The sequence below is a fragment of the Burkholderia sp. AW49-1 genome (assembly GCF_053427845.1).
Genome location: NZ_JBSAXF010000001.1, coordinates 739,585 through 759,501, shown reverse-complemented (window position 1 = coordinate 759,501; position 19,917 = coordinate 739,585). Strand labels below are relative to the sequence as shown.

Annotated in this window: 21 protein-coding genes; 7 read left to right on the top strand and 14 right to left on the bottom strand. The window is 68.1% G+C overall.

The features are described 5' to 3' along the window. Positions 1–100 precede the first annotated feature (100 nt). Positions 101–1,750: a DUF3459 domain-containing protein gene (locus tag ACV22W_RS03255; protein WP_448018115.1), complete on the top strand. Its 1,650-nt coding sequence runs from the start codon at positions 101–103 to the stop codon at positions 1,748–1,750. A 36-nt stretch (positions 1,751–1,786) separates the two neighbouring features. Here ACV22W_RS03255 and ACV22W_RS03250 read toward each other — a convergent pair whose 3' ends face one another. The 5 genes from ACV22W_RS03250 to ACV22W_RS03230 all read right to left on the bottom strand — a co-directional run bounded on the left by ACV22W_RS03250 (position 1,787) and on the right by ACV22W_RS03230 (position 6,480). Beyond that, complete coding sequence (locus ACV22W_RS03250) at positions 1,787–2,371, bottom strand: thiamine phosphate synthase (RefSeq protein WP_448017683.1); 585 nt, start codon at positions 2,369–2,371, stop codon at positions 1,787–1,789. 22 nt (positions 2,372–2,393) lie between these two features. Beyond that, positions 2,394–3,734 (bottom strand): hemolysin family protein, encoded by a 1,341-nt coding sequence (locus tag ACV22W_RS03245; RefSeq protein WP_448017682.1) that lies wholly within the window; start codon positions 3,732–3,734, stop codon positions 2,394–2,396. A 76-nt stretch (positions 3,735–3,810) separates the two neighbouring features. Next, positions 3,811–4,590 carry a sensor histidine kinase gene (locus ACV22W_RS03240; protein ID WP_448017681.1) on the bottom strand — a complete coding sequence of 260 codons (780 nt, stop codon included), beginning with the start codon at positions 4,588–4,590 and terminating at the stop codon, positions 3,811–3,813. A 67-nt stretch (positions 4,591–4,657) separates the two neighbouring features. After that, entirely contained in the window at positions 4,658–5,581 is a 924-nt protein-coding gene (locus ACV22W_RS03235) for a DMT family transporter (RefSeq protein ID WP_448017680.1), read from the bottom strand. A gap of 41 nt (positions 5,582–5,622) precedes the next feature. Continuing rightward, positions 5,623–6,480 carry a LysR family transcriptional regulator gene (locus ACV22W_RS03230; protein WP_448017679.1) on the bottom strand — a complete coding sequence of 286 codons (858 nt, stop codon included), beginning with the start codon at positions 6,478–6,480 and terminating at the stop codon, positions 5,623–5,625. Positions 6,481–6,586: 106 nt separating this feature from the next. Between ACV22W_RS03230 and ACV22W_RS03225 the strand changes: the two genes are divergently transcribed. The 3 genes from ACV22W_RS03225 to ACV22W_RS03215 all read left to right on the top strand — a co-directional run bounded on the left by ACV22W_RS03225 (position 6,587) and on the right by ACV22W_RS03215 (position 9,635). After that, entirely contained in the window at positions 6,587–6,970 is a 384-nt protein-coding gene (locus ACV22W_RS03225) for a tautomerase family protein (RefSeq protein ID WP_059531531.1), read from the top strand. A 139-nt stretch (positions 6,971–7,109) separates the two neighbouring features. Then, a complete protein-coding gene (locus tag ACV22W_RS03220) occupies positions 7,110–8,741 on the top strand; it encodes a CHAD domain-containing protein (protein WP_448017678.1) in 1,632 nt (543 codons plus the stop codon). Between the two features lie 48 nt (positions 8,742–8,789). After that, the gene (locus ACV22W_RS03215) at positions 8,790–9,635 is read left to right on the top strand and encodes a TOBE domain-containing protein (RefSeq protein ID WP_448017677.1); all 846 of its coding nucleotides are present in this window, start codon (positions 8,790–8,792) and stop codon (positions 9,633–9,635) included. A 160-nt stretch (positions 9,636–9,795) separates the two neighbouring features. Here ACV22W_RS03215 and ACV22W_RS03210 read toward each other — a convergent pair whose 3' ends face one another. The 4 genes from ACV22W_RS03210 to ACV22W_RS03195 all read right to left on the bottom strand — a co-directional run bounded on the left by ACV22W_RS03210 (position 9,796) and on the right by ACV22W_RS03195 (position 12,928). Further along, entirely contained in the window at positions 9,796–10,497 is a 702-nt protein-coding gene (locus ACV22W_RS03210) for a sulfate/molybdate ABC transporter ATP-binding protein (RefSeq protein ID WP_448017676.1), read from the bottom strand. A 106-nt stretch (positions 10,498–10,603) separates the two neighbouring features. Then, complete coding sequence (modB, locus tag ACV22W_RS03205) at positions 10,604–11,281, bottom strand: molybdate ABC transporter permease subunit (protein ID WP_448018114.1); 678 nt, start codon at positions 11,279–11,281, stop codon at positions 10,604–10,606. Positions 11,282–11,291: 10 nt separating this feature from the next. Beyond that, positions 11,292–12,089, bottom strand: coding sequence for a molybdate ABC transporter substrate-binding protein (gene modA / locus ACV22W_RS03200; RefSeq protein ID WP_448017675.1), 798 nt, complete (start codon positions 12,087–12,089; stop codon positions 11,292–11,294). Positions 12,090–12,229: 140 nt separating this feature from the next. Then, positions 12,230–12,928, bottom strand: coding sequence for a phosphatase PAP2 family protein (locus tag ACV22W_RS03195; protein ID WP_448017674.1), 699 nt, complete (start codon positions 12,926–12,928; stop codon positions 12,230–12,232). A 250-nt stretch (positions 12,929–13,178) separates the two neighbouring features. Here ACV22W_RS03195 and ACV22W_RS03190 point away from each other — a divergent pair, with 250 nt between their 5' ends. Together ACV22W_RS03190 and ACV22W_RS03185 are read left to right on the top strand one after the other, a co-directional pair. Next, positions 13,179–14,288 carry an extracellular catalytic domain type 1 short-chain-length polyhydroxyalkanoate depolymerase gene (locus ACV22W_RS03190; RefSeq protein ID WP_448017673.1) on the top strand — a complete coding sequence of 370 codons (1,110 nt, stop codon included), beginning with the start codon at positions 13,179–13,181 and terminating at the stop codon, positions 14,286–14,288. Between the two features lie 81 nt (positions 14,289–14,369). After that, positions 14,370–14,546, top strand: coding sequence for a DUF3563 family protein (locus ACV22W_RS03185; protein ID WP_448017672.1), 177 nt, complete (start codon positions 14,370–14,372; stop codon positions 14,544–14,546). A 108-nt stretch (positions 14,547–14,654) separates the two neighbouring features. Here the strand turns inward: ACV22W_RS03185 and ACV22W_RS03180 are convergent, their stop codons facing one another. The 5 genes from ACV22W_RS03180 to ACV22W_RS03160 all read right to left on the bottom strand — a co-directional run bounded on the left by ACV22W_RS03180 (position 14,655) and on the right by ACV22W_RS03160 (position 18,163). Beyond that, positions 14,655–15,074: an organic hydroperoxide resistance protein gene (locus ACV22W_RS03180; protein WP_448017671.1), complete on the bottom strand. Its 420-nt coding sequence runs from the start codon at positions 15,072–15,074 to the stop codon at positions 14,655–14,657. A gap of 155 nt (positions 15,075–15,229) precedes the next feature. Continuing rightward, positions 15,230–15,682, bottom strand: a complete 453-nt coding sequence (locus tag ACV22W_RS03175) for a MarR family winged helix-turn-helix transcriptional regulator (RefSeq protein ID WP_448017670.1) — start codon at positions 15,680–15,682, stop codon at positions 15,230–15,232. 167 nt (positions 15,683–15,849) lie between these two features. After that, the gene (locus ACV22W_RS03170) at positions 15,850–16,659 is read right to left on the bottom strand and encodes a BPSS1780 family membrane protein (RefSeq protein WP_448017669.1); all 810 of its coding nucleotides are present in this window, start codon (positions 16,657–16,659) and stop codon (positions 15,850–15,852) included. Beyond that, positions 16,650–17,648, bottom strand: a complete 999-nt coding sequence (locus ACV22W_RS03165) for a homoserine kinase (RefSeq protein WP_448017668.1) — start codon at positions 17,646–17,648, stop codon at positions 16,650–16,652. The genes ACV22W_RS03170 and ACV22W_RS03165 overlap by 10 nt, the downstream gene beginning before the upstream one ends. A 107-nt stretch (positions 17,649–17,755) precedes the next feature. Next, complete coding sequence (locus tag ACV22W_RS03160) at positions 17,756–18,163, bottom strand: hypothetical protein (RefSeq protein WP_059466512.1); 408 nt, start codon at positions 18,161–18,163, stop codon at positions 17,756–17,758. A gap of 140 nt (positions 18,164–18,303) precedes the next feature. Here ACV22W_RS03160 and ACV22W_RS03155 point away from each other — a divergent pair, with 140 nt between their 5' ends. After that, positions 18,304–19,830, top strand: a complete 1,527-nt coding sequence (locus ACV22W_RS03155; protein WP_059690185.1) for an AMP nucleosidase — start codon at positions 18,304–18,306, stop codon at positions 19,828–19,830. Positions 19,831–19,917: the final 87 nt, after the last annotated feature.

Sequence of the window (19,917 nt, the reverse complement as noted above, 5' to 3'; positions counted from 1 at the left end):
CGCATACTTTTCTCCCCCTCTGCCTGGCCTTCGCATGCCGGGCCCGATGCGCCGCGCCGACCGCGCGGCCATGCCGCTCGGCACGCACGAGGAGCGCATGATGTCAGATTGTCCGCACGATCCGTATGCGCAGCATTACATTCACTGCCTGCCGTCCGGCGCGCAGCCCTGCGGCGCGCTCGGTACGTCGCCGCGCACGCATTTCCGCGTGTGGGCGCCGGGCAGTACGCATGTTCAGCTCGAACTCGATACCGGTATGGGCCCGACGCTCGTCCCGATGACGGCGGCCGGTCCGCACTGGTTCGAAGCGTTCGTCGAATGCGGTGCGGGCGCGCGTTACCGTTATCGGCTCGACGACGTCACGTCGATTCCCGATCCCGCGTCGCGTTCGCAACCCGACGGGCTCAACGGCCCGAGCGAGGTCGTGGATCCGCGCGCGTTCACGTGGCGCAACACGTTCTGGCGCGGACGTGCGTGGGAAGACATTGCGCTGTACGCGATTCGTCCGCACGCGGTGGGCGGCTTCGACGGCGTGCGCCGCCGGTTGCCTCAGCTTGCCCGTCTCGGCGTGACCGCGCTGGAGTTGCTCGCGTCGCCGCACGACAGCCTGCCGTTCGCGCCGCTCGCGGCGGAGGGCGGCCCCGACGCACTGAAGGCGCTGATCGACGATGCGCACGGCTACGGTCTCGCAGTGCTGCTGGAACTCGATTACGCGCGCTTCGGCAGCGGCACCGACGCGCTGCGTCATTACGCGGTGCCGTTCTTCCATACGCGCGACGATCCGCTGCAGGTGCCGCCGCTCGCGCTGGACCATCCGGAGGTTTGCGACTTTTTCTGCGACAACGCGCTGTACTGGATCGACGAATACCGTTGCGACGGCTTGCGGCTGCGCGAGGCCGACCGGATCGGCACGTCGTGGCTGCGCGAGATCGCCGACCGCGTGCGTGCGGCCGTGCCGGCCGACCGGATGATCCACCTCGTGCTCGGCAGCGAGCGTCATCCGGTGCATCTGGCCGATACGCATTTCGATGCGCAGTGGAACGGTTGCGGAGAACGTGCGCTGCATCGGCTGACGGGGCGCGACGTGTCGGCGCACGAAGGGATTTCGCCTCACCAGTCGATCCACACGCTCGCTCGCGCGCTGACCGCGGCAGGCGCGGCATTCCAGCCGGCTACGTCGGGCGACGGCCCCTGCACCGAAGGGTTGTCGCTCACGTCGCTGGTGCTGTCCGATGGCGCATGGCACGAGAGCGAGCATGGCGACCACGAGCAGACGCCCGGCCTCGCGGCGCTTGCGCTGTCGCTGCTCACGCCGCAGATCCCGCTGATCTTCGACGAAACCGCGCGCGATGTCGATCGTGCGCATTTCGTACAGTCGGCGCTCGCGGTGCGCGCGAAGCTGATTGCGCCGCGGCTGACAGATTGCAGGCCGCAGGACGCGCATGCGCTGAAGGCGAGCGGTGACGGCGATGCCGATGCGCTGCTTGCATCGTGGTGGCTCGCCGATGACGAGACGTTGACGATCGCATTGAACCTGTCGCCCGACGCGGTGCCGTTCGATGCGCCGAGCGGGCAGGTCGTGTTCGAGACGCCGGCACGCGCACGCGACCGGGTCGATGAAGGGGAGTTGCCGCCGTATTCGCTCGTCGCGTGGCTGACGGGTGACGTCAACCGCTACGCGCTGACGCACGACGTGCGCCGGATCGACGACAGCGCGCGGCGCGCAATGCGTCCCGTTCCGCGCGCATAACGTTCCGGCGCCCGGCGCTGGCGCGTCCGGCCACACTTACCAGAAGCCGCGAATGCCTGCGACGCCGTACGCGCCGTGGCGGCGCGCGTCGTCGAGATGCGCGCGTGTCATGCCGCCGAGCGCATAGACCGGCATCGCGGCCTGCGCGGCCAACGCGGCGAATCGCGTCCAGCCGAGCGTCGGCGTGCCGGGATGGCTGAGCGTCGGCAATACGGGCGACAACGTGACGAAATCCACGCCCGCGCGCGCGGCCAGCACGAGATCGTTGGCCGCGTGGCATGCGGCCGACATGCGGCGCGCCGCCGGCAGCGGCCGTTGCGCGACGGCTCGCAGTGCGGCGCCGTCGAGGTGCCAGCCCGCGCCGTCGAGCTGCATCACGCCAGCCGCGTCGATCGGTCCGTTGAGCATCAGTTGCGCGCCGGCCGCGTCGCAGCGCGCGAGCGCATCGGCGGCCAGTCGCGCGAACGCGTCCGCATCGAACGACTTCACGCGCAACTGCACGAGCGTCTCGCCGCGTGCGAGCACGGCCGACAGCCTGTCGAGGAATGCGTGGCAATCGGCGGCCGACGCGGACGCCGGCTCCGGCGTGATCACGCAGCAGCGCGGCAGCGTCGCCGTCATCGCGTGCGGCGCGCGGCGGCCGTCATTCGTCGGCCTCCTTCGCGATCTTCGGATAGACGCGCACCAGCACGATGCGCGGCCCGTTCATCTTCTTCACGACGACGTCGAAGCGATCGAACGACACGCGCTGCCCTTCGGTCGGCAAATCGCTGAGCGCCTGGATCACGAGGCCGCCGACCGATTCCGCGCGCCCTTCGTCGATGTCGATGCCGAGGGCCTGCTCGAGCGACACGACGGGCAGGCTGCCCTTGCCCATCAGCGTGCCGTCGTCGAGGCGGCTCCAGTCCGCATCGCCCTGGCGGAACTCGTCGTGGATCTGGCCGACCAGCGCGCCGAGCAGGTTGTCGAGCGTCAGGAAGCCGATCGGTTTTTCGCCCTTGTTGCCGACCAGCGCGAAGTGCGGCGCGCCCTTGCGGAAGCGGCGGAACAGCTCCAGCGCCGGCGTGTCGGGCTTCACGTACTGCACCGGGCGCACGTAGTCGGACAGATCCTCGAGCGCCGCCCCGGCATGACGCGCGAGCAACAAGTCCTTCAGGTGGATCAGCCCGCTCACCTGTTCGCGCGACGCATCCTCGAACAGCGGATAGCGGCTGAAGCGGTGCCGCGCGACGATCTCCATGTTGTCAGGCAGCGGCAGGTCGCGGCGCAGGCCGATCATTTCATGCGCCGGCCGCATCAGGTCCGACACCGTCATCGACGAGAAATCGAGCGAATGCGCGAGCGTGTTCCACTCGTCATTGGTGTACGTGCCGCGGGCCGGCTGGGCCGCGTTGCCCGCGCTGCGGCGGCTGCGCAGGATCAGCTTCAGCTCGTCGGTCGAGTAGTGCGCGTCGCCGCCGTGATCGGCCGACAGCCCCGCGAGCCTCAGCACCGCGTTCGCGCTGCTGTTGAGCACCCAGATCGCCGGATACATCGCCCAGTAGAACGCGTAGAGCGGCAGGGCGACCCACAGGCCGACCTTTTCCGACTGGCGGATCGCCATCGATTTCGGTGCGAGCTCGCCAACCACGATGTGCAGGAACGAGATCAGCGAAAACGCGAACACGAGCGAGATCAGGTGCACGATGCGTTCGGACTGCACGCCGATCAGGTCGAGCAGCGGGCCGATCAGTTCCGCGAACGCCGGCTCGCCGACCCAGCCGAGGCCGAGCGACGCGAGCGTGATGCCGAGCTGGCAGGCCGACAGATATGCGTCGAGCCGGCCGTGCACGATGGCGAGGATGCGCCCGCGCAGGCCGTGCTTGCGAGCAAGTGTCTTGACGCGCGTCGCGCGCAGTTTGACGAGGCCGAATTCGGCCGCGACGAAAAACCCGTTCAGGGCCACCAGGAACAACGCGCCGATGAGCGCGAAGATCTGTAACAAGGAATCGCTCCAGTCATGACAGGCCCGTCAGTATAGGGCCGGAAAGGAAAATGTAATGATGCGGGCGGCCGATCGCTTACACCGGCGCCTCGCAGGGCACGGAGAGCGACAGGGTGACGGCGCAGCCGTCGGCGAACGGCGTGTGGGTGAAGGTGCCGCCGTGCGCGAGCGCGACACGCTGGCACAGCGCGAGCGCCCACGCGACGCGTTTCGCGTCGCGCGCGCGCAGCATCTCGTGGCGGGCGAACGGTTCGAATGCGTGCGGCAGCGCGGGATCGGCGAGGGCGTCGGCGTTCACGTTGCAGATGACGTGCGCGACGCACAGGGCGCCATCGCGCGTGCATGTGAAGGTCACGCGACTGCCGGCGGCGCTGGTTTCGACGGCCGTCGTCAGCATCGTCCAGAGCGCTTGCGCGATGCGTTCGCGATCGGCGCTCAGCGACGGCTCGCCGTCGGGCAGCGTCGCGTCGACTGTCACTTGCCGCGCGTCGGCGAGCGAAAAGCGCACCAGTGCGAGCGTGTCGTCGAGCAACGGGCGCAGCGCGAACGGCTGCACGGCGATCGCGAGCGTGCGCGTTGCCGCGCGCGGCGCGTCGAGCACGTCGTCGATCAGCGCGACCTGCTGGTCGATCCCCGCGCGGATGCCCGCGAGTGCGCGTTGCAGGCTCGGGTCGGCACTGGCGAGCTGGCGCTCGAGCACATATGCCCAGCTGTGCATCGCGTTCAGCGGGCTGCGCAGGTCGTGCGATGCGGTGGACAGCGCCTGGTCGCGCAGGAACAGCGCGGCCTCGGCGGCATAGCGCGCTGCGCGTTCGCGCAGGAGGTCGGCGGCGGGATCGACGGGATTGGACGTCACGGAGCTGGCCTGTCGGAAACGGTTGGCATGAAAAACACGCGAACCGCCATTATAGGGATCGCGCGTGTCACGCCGGCAGCGCGTCCTCGTCCTTTTTCCGGGCGTCGCCGTTCGGCAGCAACTGGCAGGCGAGCAGGCCGGCCAGCATCAGCGCGCAGCCGACCAGTGCGCGCAGCGTCAGCGTCTCGCCGAGCGCGGCCCAGCCCGCGATGGCCGCGAACACGCCTTCCATGCTGAAGATTACGGCCGCGTGCGCGGGCGCCGCATCGCGCTGCGCGACGACCTGAAGCGTATAGCCGACGCCGACCGACAGCAGCCCGCCGTACAGCAGCGTCGGCAGCGCGCTGCGCAGCATCGCGACGCCGACCGGCTCGAGCACGAGGCCGGCCGCGAGGCACAGCGCGCCGCATGCGACGAACTGCAGGAACGCGAGCACGAGCGGATCGTGCCGCTTCGCGAAATGTCCGACGGCCATCACGTGCGCTGCGATGATCACGGCGCCCACGAGCTGGAACCAGTCGCCGTAGAGCACCGAGAAATGCTCGTCGATGCTGAGGAAATACAGGCCGATCGCCGCGAGCAGCGCGCCGAACCAGGTCCCGGCGCCGATTCGGTGGCGGACGAACACGCCCATCAGCGGCACGATCACGACGTACAGCGAGCTGATGAAACCCGCGTTCGCGACCCGTGTGTACTGCAGGCCGATCTGCTGCAGCGAGATCGACACGGCGAGCAGCCCGCCGAGCGCGAGGCCCGGCGCGAGGAGCGCCGGCTCGCGCCGAATCGCCGCGAGCTGCGCGCGCGACGCCCCGTTGACCATCAGCAGCGGGATCAGCACCAGTGCGCCGAGCAGGAAACGCAGCCCCGTAAACAGGAACGGCCCGATCACGTCGAGGCTCAATCGTTGCGCGACGAACGCCGAGCCCCAGATCGCGGCGGCGGCGAGCATCAGCAGGTTGGCACGGAGGTGCTTGCGGGCTTCGGGCTTCATCGGAATTCGTCGGAAGATTGCGAACGGCGTAACTCGTCAGTTTACGCCGAGATTGCAAGGCTGTCGGAAAACCTGCGCAGTGCGGCCGCCGCGCGGGCGTCGCGCACGCGCGAATACAGCACGACCTGGGAGTGCGGCAGTGGCGGCAAGCCGAATTTTGCGCCGACGTCGATCAGCGTGCGCGGCGCGACGCGCCGGGCCAGCGGACAGACTGCGAGCCCGGCCGCGGCGGCGGCCGTGACCGCCGCGACGCCGCCGCCCGTAAAGCGCTCGCGCCACGGGCGTCCAGCGTGCTCGAGCGCGCGCAGCGCGGCGGCCCGCACGCCGCACGGTCCGGCCAGCACCGCGAGCGGCAGCGGCTCGCCGGCGCGCGGCGTCCAGTCGGGCGCGGCGAGCCACGCGAGCGGCTCGGTGAACAGCAGCGTGCCGTCGTCGCGCGGCGGATCCTCGCCCGGTTCGTGCCGCACGATCGCCGCGTCGAGCCGCCTTTCGTCGTACTGCGTGAGCAGGCTCGCCGACATTCCCAAATGCATTTCCAGCGACAACCCGGGATCCTGCCGGTGCAGGCTCGTCAGCACGGCCGGCAGGTCGGGCACCGCAACGTGCTCGCTGACGCCGAGCGACAGGCGGTGCGTGGCGGCCGAGATCGCGCCGAGGGCCTGGTCGTGTGCGTCGAGCAGCGCGCGCGCGGCCGGCAGGAAGGTCTCGCCGTCAGCGGCCAGCTTGACGACGCGCGGCGTGCGCGCAAGCAGCGGCTTGCCGAGGTGCGCTTCAAGTCGTTTCAGCTTCAGGCTGACGGCCGATTGAGTGGTGCCGAGCGCGTCGGCGGCGCGCGTGAAGCTCGCGAGATCGGCGACCAGTACGAACGCGCGCACTGCATCGAGGTCGAGGACTTTCATTTCAAATGAAAATGAATGAAATATGGATGGATGACTGTTCATTATAGATGCGCACGCCTAACCTGACATGGCGTTTCCGTTTCAACGTCACCGAAAGGAGCAGACCATGCCGTTCACCCGTATCGCAGTGCGCGAAGGCAAACCGGCCGCCTACCGCGCGGCGCTCGTCGACGGCGTGCATCGCGCGCTGATGCACACGTTCAACGTGCCCGAGGACGACATCTTCATGGTCGTGACCGAGCATTCGGCCGAGAACTTCGTGTTCGGCCGCCACTACCTCGACATCGAACGCAGCGACGATCTCGTGATGATCCAGATCACGGCGAACAACACGCGCACGCTCGAGCAGAAGCAGGCGCTGTACCGAACCATCGCCGAAAACCTCGCGCGGCAGCCCGGCGTGCGGCCGCAGGACGTATTCATCAGTCTCGTCGAAGTGCTGAAGGAGGACTGGTCGTTCGGCAACGGCATCGCGCAATACGTCGTCTGATACGTCGTTTGACACGCGACAGGCGCGACAGGGCCAGATCGTCTCCCGCGCGTTCTTGCGGCGTGTACTATGGAAGCTGCTTCACGGGCGACGCCGGCGCGAAGGGTGCGCCGGCGATTCTTCATGTGCAGGAGCCTCCATGTCGCGTGTGCTGGAAATCGTGTTGTGCCTGTCGCTGGAAGGTTGGCCGGTCAAGACGGGAAGCCGGGCCCGTGGCGAGCAGCGCGACTTCGGTGCCGAACTCGTCCGTGCGTGGCGGATCTGCCCGCAGGTGCGGATGCGGCGCGGCCAGGAGCGCGTGACGATCGAGCCGTGCCAGGTCGAGGAGGCCGAACCGAACCCCGGCGAATGCTGGTGGACGTGGATCGAGTCGAACGCGCACGGGCGGCGGGTCGTCGCGTCGCGCACGAAGGCATTCGCGCCCGGCGTCGTGGAGCGGGAGTTGTTCGATGCCGAGCATGCGGGCATCGTCGTGGCCACGCCGGCGTCCGAGCCGATTGCTGATACGGAATCGGCAGAGGCCGCCGGTGAGGGCGACCGCGTCGTGCCCGGCCACGTTGACGAAGCGGCGGTCGCCGCATCGTCGGCGCCGGCACCGCCGCGGCTCGTCAGCGAACGGCGGCGCGGGCGCTGGGCGGACGACAGCGGTGTGGTGGTCGAGATGACGCTCGACGACGTCACGCTGCACGGCGGCACCGAGCCGCCGCGCCGCCATGTCGAGCTGCGCCTCGCGGCACCCGACTGGGAAACCGCCGCCGCACGCACGGCCGCGCTGCGCGCGCTGTTTGCCGCCGCGCGCGAGCTCAGCGGCGCATGGCCCGCGTTCGTGCAGTTGACCAGCGTGATCGATCGCGCGTGCGCGGGCGAGCCTGTCGTTGCCGGGCCGGTCAAGGCGCAACTCGTCGACCTGACCGGCATCCGCACGCAGCGGGCCGCGCTGTTCTCGCTGTCGGGCGACATCGCCGCGCAATGGCTCGGCAACGAGCGCGGCGTGCTCGACCGCGACGATCCCGAATTCGTGCACCAGATGCGCGTCGCGCTGCGGCGGCTGCGGACGCTGATGCGCTTCTTCCCGCGTTTCGCGGACGATCAATGGCAGAACACGTTCGGCGTCGACTTGCGCTGGCTTGCGACCCTGCTCGGCACGGTGCGCGACTGGGACGTGTTCTCGACCGAGAGCCTGCCGGCGCTGATCGCGGCCGACGGCGGCAGCGCGGACTGGGACGGCACGCTCGACGCCGCGCGCGTACAGGCGATGGCCGCACGCGTCGAACTGCGCCAGGCGCTGCATTCGGCGCGCTATGCGCGACTGACGCTCGGGTGGCTCGAGTGGCTGAGCGGGCTCGCGCTGCCGGCGACCGATGCCGACGACGGCGCACCGTCGCTGCGGCGTCATGCAACCAAGCGCGTGCGGCGGCTGTTCGGTCATCTGTATGCATCGCCGTCGCTCACGTCGCTCGACACGGCCGCGCGGCATCAGGTGCGGATCGACACGAAGCGGCTGCGTTACGCACTCGAATTCTTCGCGTCGCTGGCCTCGCGCCGCACGCGTAACGAAACGGTCAAGACGCTCGCGCGTGTGCAGAGCGTGCTCGGCGAGGCGAACGACACGATCGTCGCGCTGCATCATCTCGAGCAACTGGGGGCACCCGCTTACCAGCTGGGTTTCGTGCGCGGCTATGGTGCCGCGCTCGAGCAACGCGCGGCGAGGGACGCCGAGACCCTGCTCGCGAGCCTGCGTCCGCCGAAGCTGGATGGCAAGCCGCGGTGAGCGGCGCGCGCTCACTATAATGGCCACCCGTTTTCTTCAGACAGACCGATGAGCGACGCGTCGCCTCCTTCCTCTTCCGCCGGACCGCTCGAACTGGGCGGCGAACTGTGGCTGCGCGCGGGCGAGCAGACGCTCGGCGGCGCCACCCGCATCGCGCTGCTCGCGGCGATCGGCGACACCGGGTCGATCACGCGCGCGGCGAAGGCCGTCGGCCTCAGCTACAAGGCCGCGTGGGATGCGATCGATACGATGAACAACCTGGCCGGCGAGCCTCTCGTGACGCGCTCGACGGGCGGCAAGGGCGGCGGCGGCACGACGCTGACGCCGCGTGCGACCTCGCTGATTACCGCATTCCGCACGATCGAGCGCGAGCATCGCCGCTTCATCGACGCCGCGAGCGCGGCGGTTTCCGGTTTCGACGTCGACTGGGCGCTGATCGGCCGGATCGGGATGAAGACGAGCGCACGCAACCAGTTGTTCGGGAAGGTCGAATCGATCGTGCGCGGCACGGTAAACGACGAGGTGACGCTCGTGCTGCCCGGCGGGCAGGTGATCGTCGCGGTGCTCACGCACGAAAGCGCCGACGCGCTCGGCCTGCAGCCGGGCGCGGATGCGTGCGCGCTCGTGAAGGCGTCGTGGGTCGTGCTGGCGGTTGACGACGAAGGCGGCGCCGAAGCGGCTCTGAAGGTATCCGCACGCAACCAGCTGCGCGGGGTGATCGAAACCGTCGCGGCGGGCGCGGTGAACAGCGAGGTGACGCTGGCGCTCGATGGCGGCGGAACGCTCACGGCCGTGGTCACGAACGACAGCGTCGGGGCATTGCAGCTCGACGCCGGCCGGCGTGCGATCGCGCTGTTCAAGGCATCCAGCGTGATTCTCGCGGTGACGGGCTGATCGCGCGCGACGTTTCCGGCGCCGACCGTGGGCGGACGAGGCGAAACCGGCGCCGCCCAACGTACGCGAGGCGCCGGCTTCGATCGCGTTTTCAGCTTGTGCCGCCAGTGCGGCTTCTCTCAGGTCAAACGTGGCCGCTTGGGCCACCGCCTTCGCGCGATCAGCTGACGCGCGTCGGCCACTCGGCGTGCGGCGTGGCGGCCTGCACGCGTCCTTCGCTCAATTGCACGACCTGGTCGCCGAACGCGGCGACGTCGTCGGGATCATGCGTGATGAGCACCATCGGGATATCGAGCCGCGCCTGCAGTTCGGCGAGCTCGTGGCGCATGCGCTGGCGCATCGCGCCGTCGAGTGCCGCGAACGGTTCGTCGAGCAGCAGGATGCGGGGCTGCGCGACCAGCGCGCGGGCAAGCGCGACGCGCTGCTTCTGTCCGCCCGACAACTGCGACGGGAATTGCCCGGCGAGCGTGTCGAGTTCGAACGCATGCAGCCAGTACGCGACTTCGGGCGGCACCGTCTTCGCACGCGGATTGCGCAGGCCCGACGTGAGCCCGAACGCGATGTTCTGGCGCACGTTCAGGTGCGGAAACAGCGCATAGTCCTGGAACAGGTACGCGACGCGGCGCGCACGGGTCGGCACGTCGATGCCGTGCGCGGAATCGAACAGCGGTTCGCCGTTCAGCGCGATCGTGCCTTCGTCGGGCGACAGCAGGCCGGCGATCGCCTGCAGTGTCATGCTCTTGCCCGCGCCGGACGGGCCGAACAACACGACGCGCTGCGTGGCGGCCGTAAACGACACGTCGAGCGTGAAGCGGCGCTCAGCGTTCACGTAGGTCTTGCGGATGTCGACGGCGACGCTCATGCGGGCCTCCGTCGTGCCGCGCCGCGCGTGCGGGAAGCCGCTTGCGCGACGGGAAGGCGTTTTGCCGCGACCGGTGAGGCGCGGCGGTACGGAGGCGGCCGGCGCGTCATGTCGGCTGGCTCCGCCCGGCGCGCGACGGCACGAGCCAGCCGGTCGCGAGCAGCACGAGCACGCAGGTGATCGACGTCACCAGCACGAGGAAGTTGGCCGTGCTGTCGTCGCCGGCCTGCACCGCCGCATAGATCGCGACCGACAGCGTCTGCGTGCGGCCGGGCAGGTTGCCGGCGATCATCAGCGTCGCGCCGAATTCGCCGAGCGCGCGCGCGAAGGCGAGCAGCGCGCCGGCCAGGATGCCGCGCGTGGCGAGCGGCAGCGTCACGCGGAAGAACACCGCGGCTTCGCCGAGCCCGAGCGTGCGTGCCGCGCGCTCGAGATGCGGATCGACGCTTTCGAACGCCGTGCGCGCCGATTTCAGGATCAGCGGAAACGCGACGACCATCGATGCGATCACCGCGCCCTGCCACGTGAAGACGAGTTCGATGCCGAGCTTGTCGAGCCACGCGCCGAACACGCCGCGTCGGCCGAGCAGCACGAGCAGGTAATAACCGAGCACCGTCGGCGGCAGCACGAGCGGCAGCGTCAGCAGCGAATCGACCACGTCGCGCATCGGCGAGCGCCAGCGCGCGAGCATGAAAGCGGCGGTGACGCCGAGCACGATGTCGAGCGCGGTCGCCCAGCCGGCGACCTTCAGCGACAACAGCAGCGGTACCCAGGCGTCCTGCATCATGCTGCGCTCACTTGCCTGCGGGCTTGAAGCCGAACGTCGCCAGCAGGGCCTGGCCCTGCGACGATGTGACGAAGTCGATGAACGACTGTGCCTGTGCGGGATGGCGGCTGTCCTTGACCACCGCGATCGGATAGGTGATGGCCGTCTGCGTCGGCACGGTCAGCGCGACCTTCACGCGGCCCGGCATGATCGCCGCGTCGGTGCCGAACACGAAGCCCGCGTCGACTTCGCCGCGCGCGACGTAATCGAGGCTCTGGCGCACGTTGGCCGCCAGCACGCCCTTCGCGCTGACGGCGTCCCACACGCCGGCCGCGCGCAGCGCGCCTTCCGTGTAGCGGCCGACCGGCACCGACGCCGGGTCGCCGTACGCGATGCGCTTCACGCCGGGCGCCGTCAGGTCGTTCAGCGACGTCGGCGCGGCCGCGTGGCTGTCGGCCGGCACGATCAGCACCAGCGAGTTCGCCGCGAAATCGCGGCGCGTGCCCGGCACGATGACTTTTTCGCTGATCGCACGATCCATCGCCTTCTGGTCGGCCGATGCGAACACGTCGGCCGGCGCGCCCTTGGCGATCTGCTGCATCAGCACGTCCGACGCGCCGAAGTTGAACAGCACCTTGGTGTCCGGATGCTGCTTCTGATAAGCATCGCCGACGGCCTTGAACGCATTCGTCAGGCTGGCGGCCGCCGACACGACCAGCTCGTCGGCAGCGGAAGCCGGCCCGCTGAACGCGATGCCCACGGCAAGCGCGGCGAGCGGCAGCAGGCGGAGCAGGGTGCGGCGAAGCGGGCGGACGGTTGGGCGCATGGTCTGGTCGTTCGAATGGAATGGTTGAAACCGTAATCGTAATATAGGGTGGGTTATAACGCTCGGCATACCGTTCATGCGCCGGCGCGCATGAAATCTTCAGATCTGGAAGGCGACGGGAAGGATGTGCGTGCGCCCAGTCACGCGTGCATCAACGGCGGCGGCGACCCGGTGCGGTGCAGCGACGACGGCTGCGATGCCGGTCGGTAGTTGGGATTGGCTTTCCAGCGGGCCCGAACGAACGGCCGCTCGTGCCCCGACAGTTCCAGCGCGACCCGGGTGACCCAGCGGTGCGACGGCACTGTGATGCCGTGCAGCGCGACGGTGACGAGCGCGAGGCTCACGACGACCGCCGGCACCGACCAGCGGTGCGGCACCGCGTGCCACGAGCCGGCAATGAATGCCAGCGCCGCGATCGCGCCGACGATGCAGCCGGTGATCGATTCGGACGGCGAATGCGCGTCGAGCGCGACGCGCGACACGCCGACCGCGATGCCGGCCGCGAGCCCGAGCGCGATGCCGGCGATCCGCACCGGCGTGCGCGTGCGGATCAGCGCGAGGAAGATCGCGACCGGATAGACCGACGTCGACAGCATCGCGTGGCCGCTGAATCCCGTGAAGTCCCATGCGCGGATGCCGACGCCCCAGCCGAGAAACGCGATCTTCGTGAGCGCGACGACCCCGATCGCGACGGCGAGCACGCCGAGCCACGCGGTCGCGCGCTGCCACGAGTAGCCGAATGCGAGCCACACGGCGATCGTGATCGCGAGCGGCAAGGTCAGGCCGGCGCCGCCGAAGGCGGTGATCATGATCCACAGGTGAGAGGACAGGTCGAACATCGGGAGGGAAGCAGGCAGAGGCGGGACGAATGCTTAAATCAACGCGCGAGCCGGAAAGAACGACTACAACGGATACAAGCGGCTAAACCCGAGTATAGCGCCGCGTGTGCTCGAGGCCCGTTTTTTGCGCTGCGGGCGGAACTGGTCGCGCGCAGGAAAAATCCCAGAAACAATGTTATGGTGCATTGCACAAAGTCGAACGATGCACCGAGTGTTGTATCCCTATTTTTCCTGACTGCGAGCCCGATCGATGACCAAAAGTCTGACGAAGGTATGGCTGGGCGGCATGAAACGTATGCTGTCTCCGGCTGCCAAACGTGCGGCGCGCGATGCACAGCGTATCGCGCGCGATACGCTCGAGGCCGCGGCGTCGCCCGCCGCAACCGATCTGTCCCCGCCACGTGAATCGCGCGTGCGGCCGCGCGCGGCTGCATGGGCGGCCGGCGAGTGGACACGCGGCGAACATCCGATGGCCCCCGCGCTCGGCCGCCTGGTCCAGCAGCTCGCCTATGGGCTGTACGTTCCCCCCGGCCGGCGGCGCGGTGCGATACCGCTCGTCGTGATGCTGCACGGCTGCCAGCAATCAGCCGACGAGTTCGCACAGGGCACCCGGATGAACCTGCTGGCCGACAAGTACGGCTTCGCGGTGCTGTATCCGGAGCAGTCGGTGCGCGCGCACGCGCACGGCTGCTGGCACTGGTATGAAGACACCGACCGCGCGGGCCGGGGCGAGGCGGACGCAGTCGCCTCGCTCGTCGAAGTGCTCGTCGACGAGCACGGCTTCGACGCATCGCGCGTCTACGTTGCCGGGCTGTCCGCCGGCGCGGGCCTCGCGGCACTACTCGCGCTGCACCACCCGGACCGCTTCGCGGCGGTGGCGCTGCATTCGGGCCCCGCGCTCGGCGAGGCGAATTCCGGAATCAGCGCGATGGATGTGATGCGGCGCGGCCTGCGACAGAACCCGGCAGCGGTGGTCGACACGCTGGTCGATGTGGCGGCGTATCCGGGCATGCCCGTGCTGATCGTGCAGGGCGACCGGGACCACGTCGTCGCGCCGAAGAATGCGGACCAGTTGATGGTGCAGTTCATGCGCCTGAACGGGCTCGCGGACAGCCGCGGCGCACTGCGCGGCGGCGAGCGCGTGGAAACGCGCGAGGCGGGCGCGCACATCACCGACGTGCGTCGCGACGGCGAGTCGATCGTGCGGCTCTGCCACGTGAAAGGGCTCGATCACGCATGGGCGGGCGGCGACGAAGCGGTGCCGTTTCATGCGGCTGTCGGCCCCGATGCGAGCGCGATGATCTGGTCCTTTTTCGAAGAGAATCGGCGCACTGTGGCGACCGAACGACGCACCGTCTGATCGACGCTGGCCAAAGACTAGGGTTTTCCCTATAATTCGGGAAAACCCTAGTCAAAGAACCTTTGGATTGCGAGATCGATCATGTACCTGCTGAGCCACCTCTTCCTGATGCTGTCCAAGAACGCTGAAAAGGCCGCGAAAGAGCGCGCCGATGCGTACCTGTCCGAAGCAACCGACATCTACGATCTCGAATTCCGCATGCGCAAGATCGATCGCGAAGCGGCGATGAACCGTCCGTTCTCGTTCGGCTCGCGTTAAGCAGCGCAGCGCGGGCCGGCTCACCAGCCGGTCCGGCGAATCACGCAGAAGGGCGTGTGCGGCACTCAGCCGCACACGCCCTTTTTGCATTCGGCGCCGTGCGTTGCGTCAGATGACCGTCAGGCGCACCGGCACGTTGTTGCGGGTCGCGTTCGAGTACGGGCACACATGGTGCGCCTTCTCGACCAGCGCCTGAGCATCGGCCTTGTCGAGCCCCGGCAGCGACACGCGCAGTTCGATGTCGAGCCCGAAGCCGCCGGCGTCGTTCGGGCCGATGCCCACTTCCGCGGTCACTTGCGTGTCGGCCGGCAGCGCCTGCTTGTTCTGGCCGGCGACGAACTTCATCGCGCTCAGGAAACAGGCTGAGTAACCTGCGGCAAACAACTGCTCCGGGTTCGTGCCTTCCGCGCCCGTACCGCCGAGTTCGCGCGGCGCGGCCAGCTTCACTTCCAGCTTGTTGTCGGCGGATACCGCGCGGCCGTCGCGGCCGCCCGTGCTCGTGGCGCTGGTCTTGTACAGAATGTTCATGGTGCAGCTCCTGTCGGAAGAGTGGTAGGAAGCGGTCCGGTCGGACGGGATGTCGCCGGCCACGAGTGAAATATAGAGCACAAATGATTTGTGTGCAAATGAAATTTTGAAGAAAAAGCCCGGCAGTGCCGGGCTTGTTTGAGACCGACGTGCCATCAGCCTTCGTTGGCGGCCGACAGCGCGTTGCGCAATTGCTGGAGATCCGCGCGCAGCCTGACCAGGAACTCGGGCGTTTGCTGCATCGCGCAGAAGAGATCGGCGGGCACCGAGCGCGCCTTGAGCTTCAGCGCACGGCCTTCCGCGGTCACGCGCACGTTGACGACACGCTCGTCGGTCGCACTGCGCACGCGTTCGACGTAGCCGAGCGCCTCGAGCCGCTTCAGCAGCGGCGTGACGGTGGCAGGGTCAAGGTCGAGGCGGGCGGCGATGTCCTTCACGGCGATGTCGTCGCGCTCCCACAACACGAGCATTGCAAGATATTGGGGATAGGTCAGCGACAGCTTGTCGAGCAGCGGCTTGTACGCCTTCGTCATCGCATGGGAAGTCGAATAGAGCGCGAAGCACAGTTGCTCGTCGAGCGTCTGGGGCAGCGTGGGCAGGCGGTCCATGATTCGGGGGCGCGGCGGACGCGCTAACGATTTGCATGCAAATTATTTTGCGCGCAACGGATTCGATTGAACAGGGGGCGGCGCGAAGATTGAGGCGCCGGGTTGGCCGGGAGGGGAGATGGGCGGCCGGCGGCGTGCGCCGGCCGAGTCTGCGTCAGCGGCCCGACTCAACGGCCCGACGCGGGCGTCGCGGCTCCCGGTTCCTGCACGCCGAAGCAGCCGCGATAGGTCGCGTAGAACGAGCAGTACATCATCGTGACGATGATGATCGTTACCGGCATCATGATCGTCAGCACGTAGGCGCCGGCGCCGAGTGCCTGCAGCAGCAGCGACAGGCCGAACGACGTGCCGAGCGCGACGCCGAACCAGAGCAGCCCGTACACCACGAATGCGCCGCGATTGCGCCAGCAACTGACGATGCTGAAGAACAGCGCCTTGGCGGGCGGGATGTCGTGCCATGCGGTGAGCACCGGCGCGAACCAGAACAGCATCGCGACCGGCGCGTAGAGCAGCGTCGCCAGCAGCAACGCGCCGAGCGTGCCTTGCGCGGCAAGCGCTTCCGGCGTCGGACTCGTTTCGCTCGTCGCGCCCAGCATCATGGTGAGCAGCCCGCCGCCGTCCACGACGGACGACGCGGCGAACACCAGCACCATCAGCGCGACGTAGACCACGCCGAGCACGAGCAGCCGCTGCGTCGTCACGGAGCCGTACGAGCGGAAGCCGTCGATGAGGATCGTCGGCATCACCGGCTTGCCGGCCACCGTGTCGCGGCACGCGGCCATGAAGCCGACGGCGATCCCGGGGATGAACAGCAGCGGCAGCGCCGCGCCGATGACGGGCACCATCGACACCAGCGTGATCGCGAGCAGGTACGTGAAAAACAGCGTGATGAACGCGAGCGGGTTCCGGCGGAACAGCCAGATGCCTTGACGGAACCAGACATAGCCCGCTTTCGCGGGTACTTCGATCAGTTGCATGCGGTATGGGTCTCGGGAAGCGCGGGCGTGTGGGCGATACGCTCACGCAGGATGCGTTCGAAATGACCGGGGTCGTGCGGTTTGAGCATTTCAGCCGCGCGCGGCAGGTAGAAATCGTACAGGCGCGACACCCAGAAGCGGTACGCGCCCGCGCGCAGCATGTCGCTCCAGTGGCGGCGCTCCTCGGCCGTGAACGGCCGGACCGTCTGGTACGCGCGCAGCAGCGCATCCGCGCGCGCGACGTCGAGCACGCCCGTCGCGAGGTCGACGCACCAGTCGTTGACGGTCACCGCGACGTCGAACAGCCATTTGTCGCAGCCCGCGAAATAGAAATCGAAGAAGCCGCCGAGCCGGACGTCATGACCGGTGCCGGGCGCCGCGTGAGCGAACAGCACGTTGTCGCGGAACAGGTCGCAGTGGCACGGGCCGCTCGGCAGCGCCGCGTAGTCGTCCGACGAGAAGAACGCGGCCTGATGCGCGAGTTCGTCCTTGAGCAGCGTGCGCTGCGCGTCGGAAATGAACGGGACGATCGCCGGCACGTTTTCCTGCCACCACGGCAGGCTGCGCAGGTTCGGCTGGTGGCGCGCATAGTCGCGCCCCGCGAGGTGCAGGCGCGCGAGCATCTGCCCGACCTCGATGCAGTGTTCGACCCCCGGTGCGAGTTCGGCGGCGCCATCGAGCTTCGTGACGATCGCGGCCGGCTTGCCGTGCAGTTCGCCGAACAGCGCGCCGTCGTCGCGCGGGACCGGATCCGGCACCGGCACGCCGTGGCTGGCCAGATGGCGCATCAGATCCAGGTAGAACGGCAGTTGTTCCGCCGTCAGCTTTTCGAAGATCGTCAGGACGTATTCGCCGCGCGTCGTCGTCAGGAAGAAGTTGCTGTTTTCGATGCCGGACGGAATGCCGCGGAACGCCAGCACGTCGCCCAGTTCGTAGTGGCGCATCCATTGCGCGAGATCGGAGTCGGAAACAGCGGTGAAAACGGCCATGCGAGATGCGTCTGGTCAGTTGTCGGCACGCGCGCGGCGTGCGGCGCGACAGGAGGTGAAGGGAAAGCCGGCGCGCCGCGTCGGGATCGACGCGGCGCGGGGGGAAATCAGTAGCGGAGGTTCACCGACGGCAGGCGCGTGATCGGGACGCCCGCGTCGTGCGGCTTCGGCGACGTGTCGAGCGTCGAGCTCATCTGGTAGCGCGTGCCGAAGTTCGACTTCACGTCGATCTCGACCGGCTTGCCGCGATCGCGATACTCGGTGACCTCGGTGCCGTTCTTGCTCTTTTCATGGAAGCTCGGCGTGCGGCGAATGTCGGCGAAGTCGACTTTCGACGTGACTTCGGCACCCGGCCGGTTGATCTTGCGGAGATCGGGCAGGCCGGCGGCTTCGTTGGCCTCGGCCCGGGCCTGCGCGTCGGCGTCCGGCGTGCCGCCGGCGGCGTAGGCGGCGCCGGCGGCGGCAAACGTGCCAGCGAGCACGGCGGCAGCGGCGACGAGAATGAGCGGCTTCATGATGAGTCTCCAGTGAACCTTCCGATTTTAGCAAATACTGCGCGTGGCCCGGCCCTCGCGTGCAAGCGGCGTGCAAGCGGGCGGCCATGAGCGTGACCGGGTTCCGTGGTAATGTCGTTCGATCAGACGAGGTGATGAAAATGAAGAACGATTTGAGCCGCCGGCATCGGGTGCTGACGCCCGAGAGCCCGCCCGTCGAAGCATTCGACGATTCCGTTGCCGCCGTCGCGCGGCTGTCTGCCATCTACGACACCAATACGGGCTTTCTGCGTGACGCCTTCGCGCGTTATCGCCGCCATGAATCGATCACCGAGCACGTGCGCGCGTGCTATCCGTTCGTGCGGATTCGCACCGACGTCAACACGCACGTCGATTCGCGCCGTTCATACGGTTTCGTCGCGGGCCCCGGCGTGTTCGAGACGACCGTCACGCGTCCCGACCTGTTCGCGAACTACTATCGCGAGCAACTGCGCCTGCTGTCGAAGAACCACCATGTGAAGATCGAGATCGGCGTGTCGTCGCAGCCGATTCCAGTTCATTTCGCGTTTCCCGAAGGCATCCATCTCGAAGGCGAGCTCGATCGCGACCGCCTGCTCGCGATGCGCGACATCTTCGACACGCCCGACCTGTCGTACCTCGACGACCGCATCGTCAACGGCACGTTCGAGCCGGCACCCGGCGAGCCGCATCCGCTCGCGCTGTTCACGGCCGCGCGCGTCGACTTCTCGCTGCACCGGCTGCGTCACTACACGGCGACGTCGCCCACGCACTTCCAGAATTACGTGCTCTACACGAACTATCAGTTCTACATCGACGAGTTCGTGAAGCTCGGCCGCGCGATGATGACGGAAAGCACCGATCCGGACGTGCGCGCGTACCGCAGCCAGTACAGTTCGTTCGTCGAGCCGGGCGACGTCATCACGTACAACGCGAACCTCGGCAGCGAGCCGGCCGAGGGCGCCGCGCCGCCGCGGCTGCCGCAGATGCCCGCGTATCACCTGAAGCGCGCGGACGGCAGCGGGATCACGATGGTCAACATCGGTGTCGGTCCGTCGAACGCGAAGACGATCACCGATCACATCGCGGTGCTGCGTCCGCATGCCTGGGTAATGCTCGGTCACTGTGCGGGCCTGCGCAACACGCAGCGCCTGGGCGACTACGTGCTCGCGCATGGCTACGTGCGCGAGGATCACGTGCTGGATGCGGACCTGCCGCTGTGGGTGCCGATCCCGGCACTCGCCGAAGTGCAGCTCGCGCTCGAGCGCGGCGTGGCCGAGGTCACCCGTCTCGAAGGTGCCGAACTGAAGCGCGTGATGCGCACGGGCACGGTCGCGAGCGTCGACAACCGCAACTGGGAACTGCGCGATCACCGCGAGCCCGTGCAGCGGCTGTCGCAGAGCCGCGCGATCGCGCTCGACATGGAAAGCGCGACGATCGCGGCCAACGGTTTTCGTTTCCGCGTGCCGTACGGCACGCTGCTGTGCGTATCGGACAAGCCGTTGCACGGCGAGCTGAAGCTGCCGGGCATGGCCGACACGTTCTATCGCGGGCAGGTCGACCAGCATCTGCAGATCGGCGTAAAGGCGATGGAGATTCTGCGCACGAACGGGCTCGACAAGCTTCATAGCCGCAAACTTCGGAGCTTTGCGGAAGTGGCGTTTCAGTGATGCGAACGCTGCGCAAGCCGCGGGCTTAACGACAAAGGCCGCACGCGAACTTTCGTTCACGTGCGGCCTTGTTCATTGTCCTGCAGT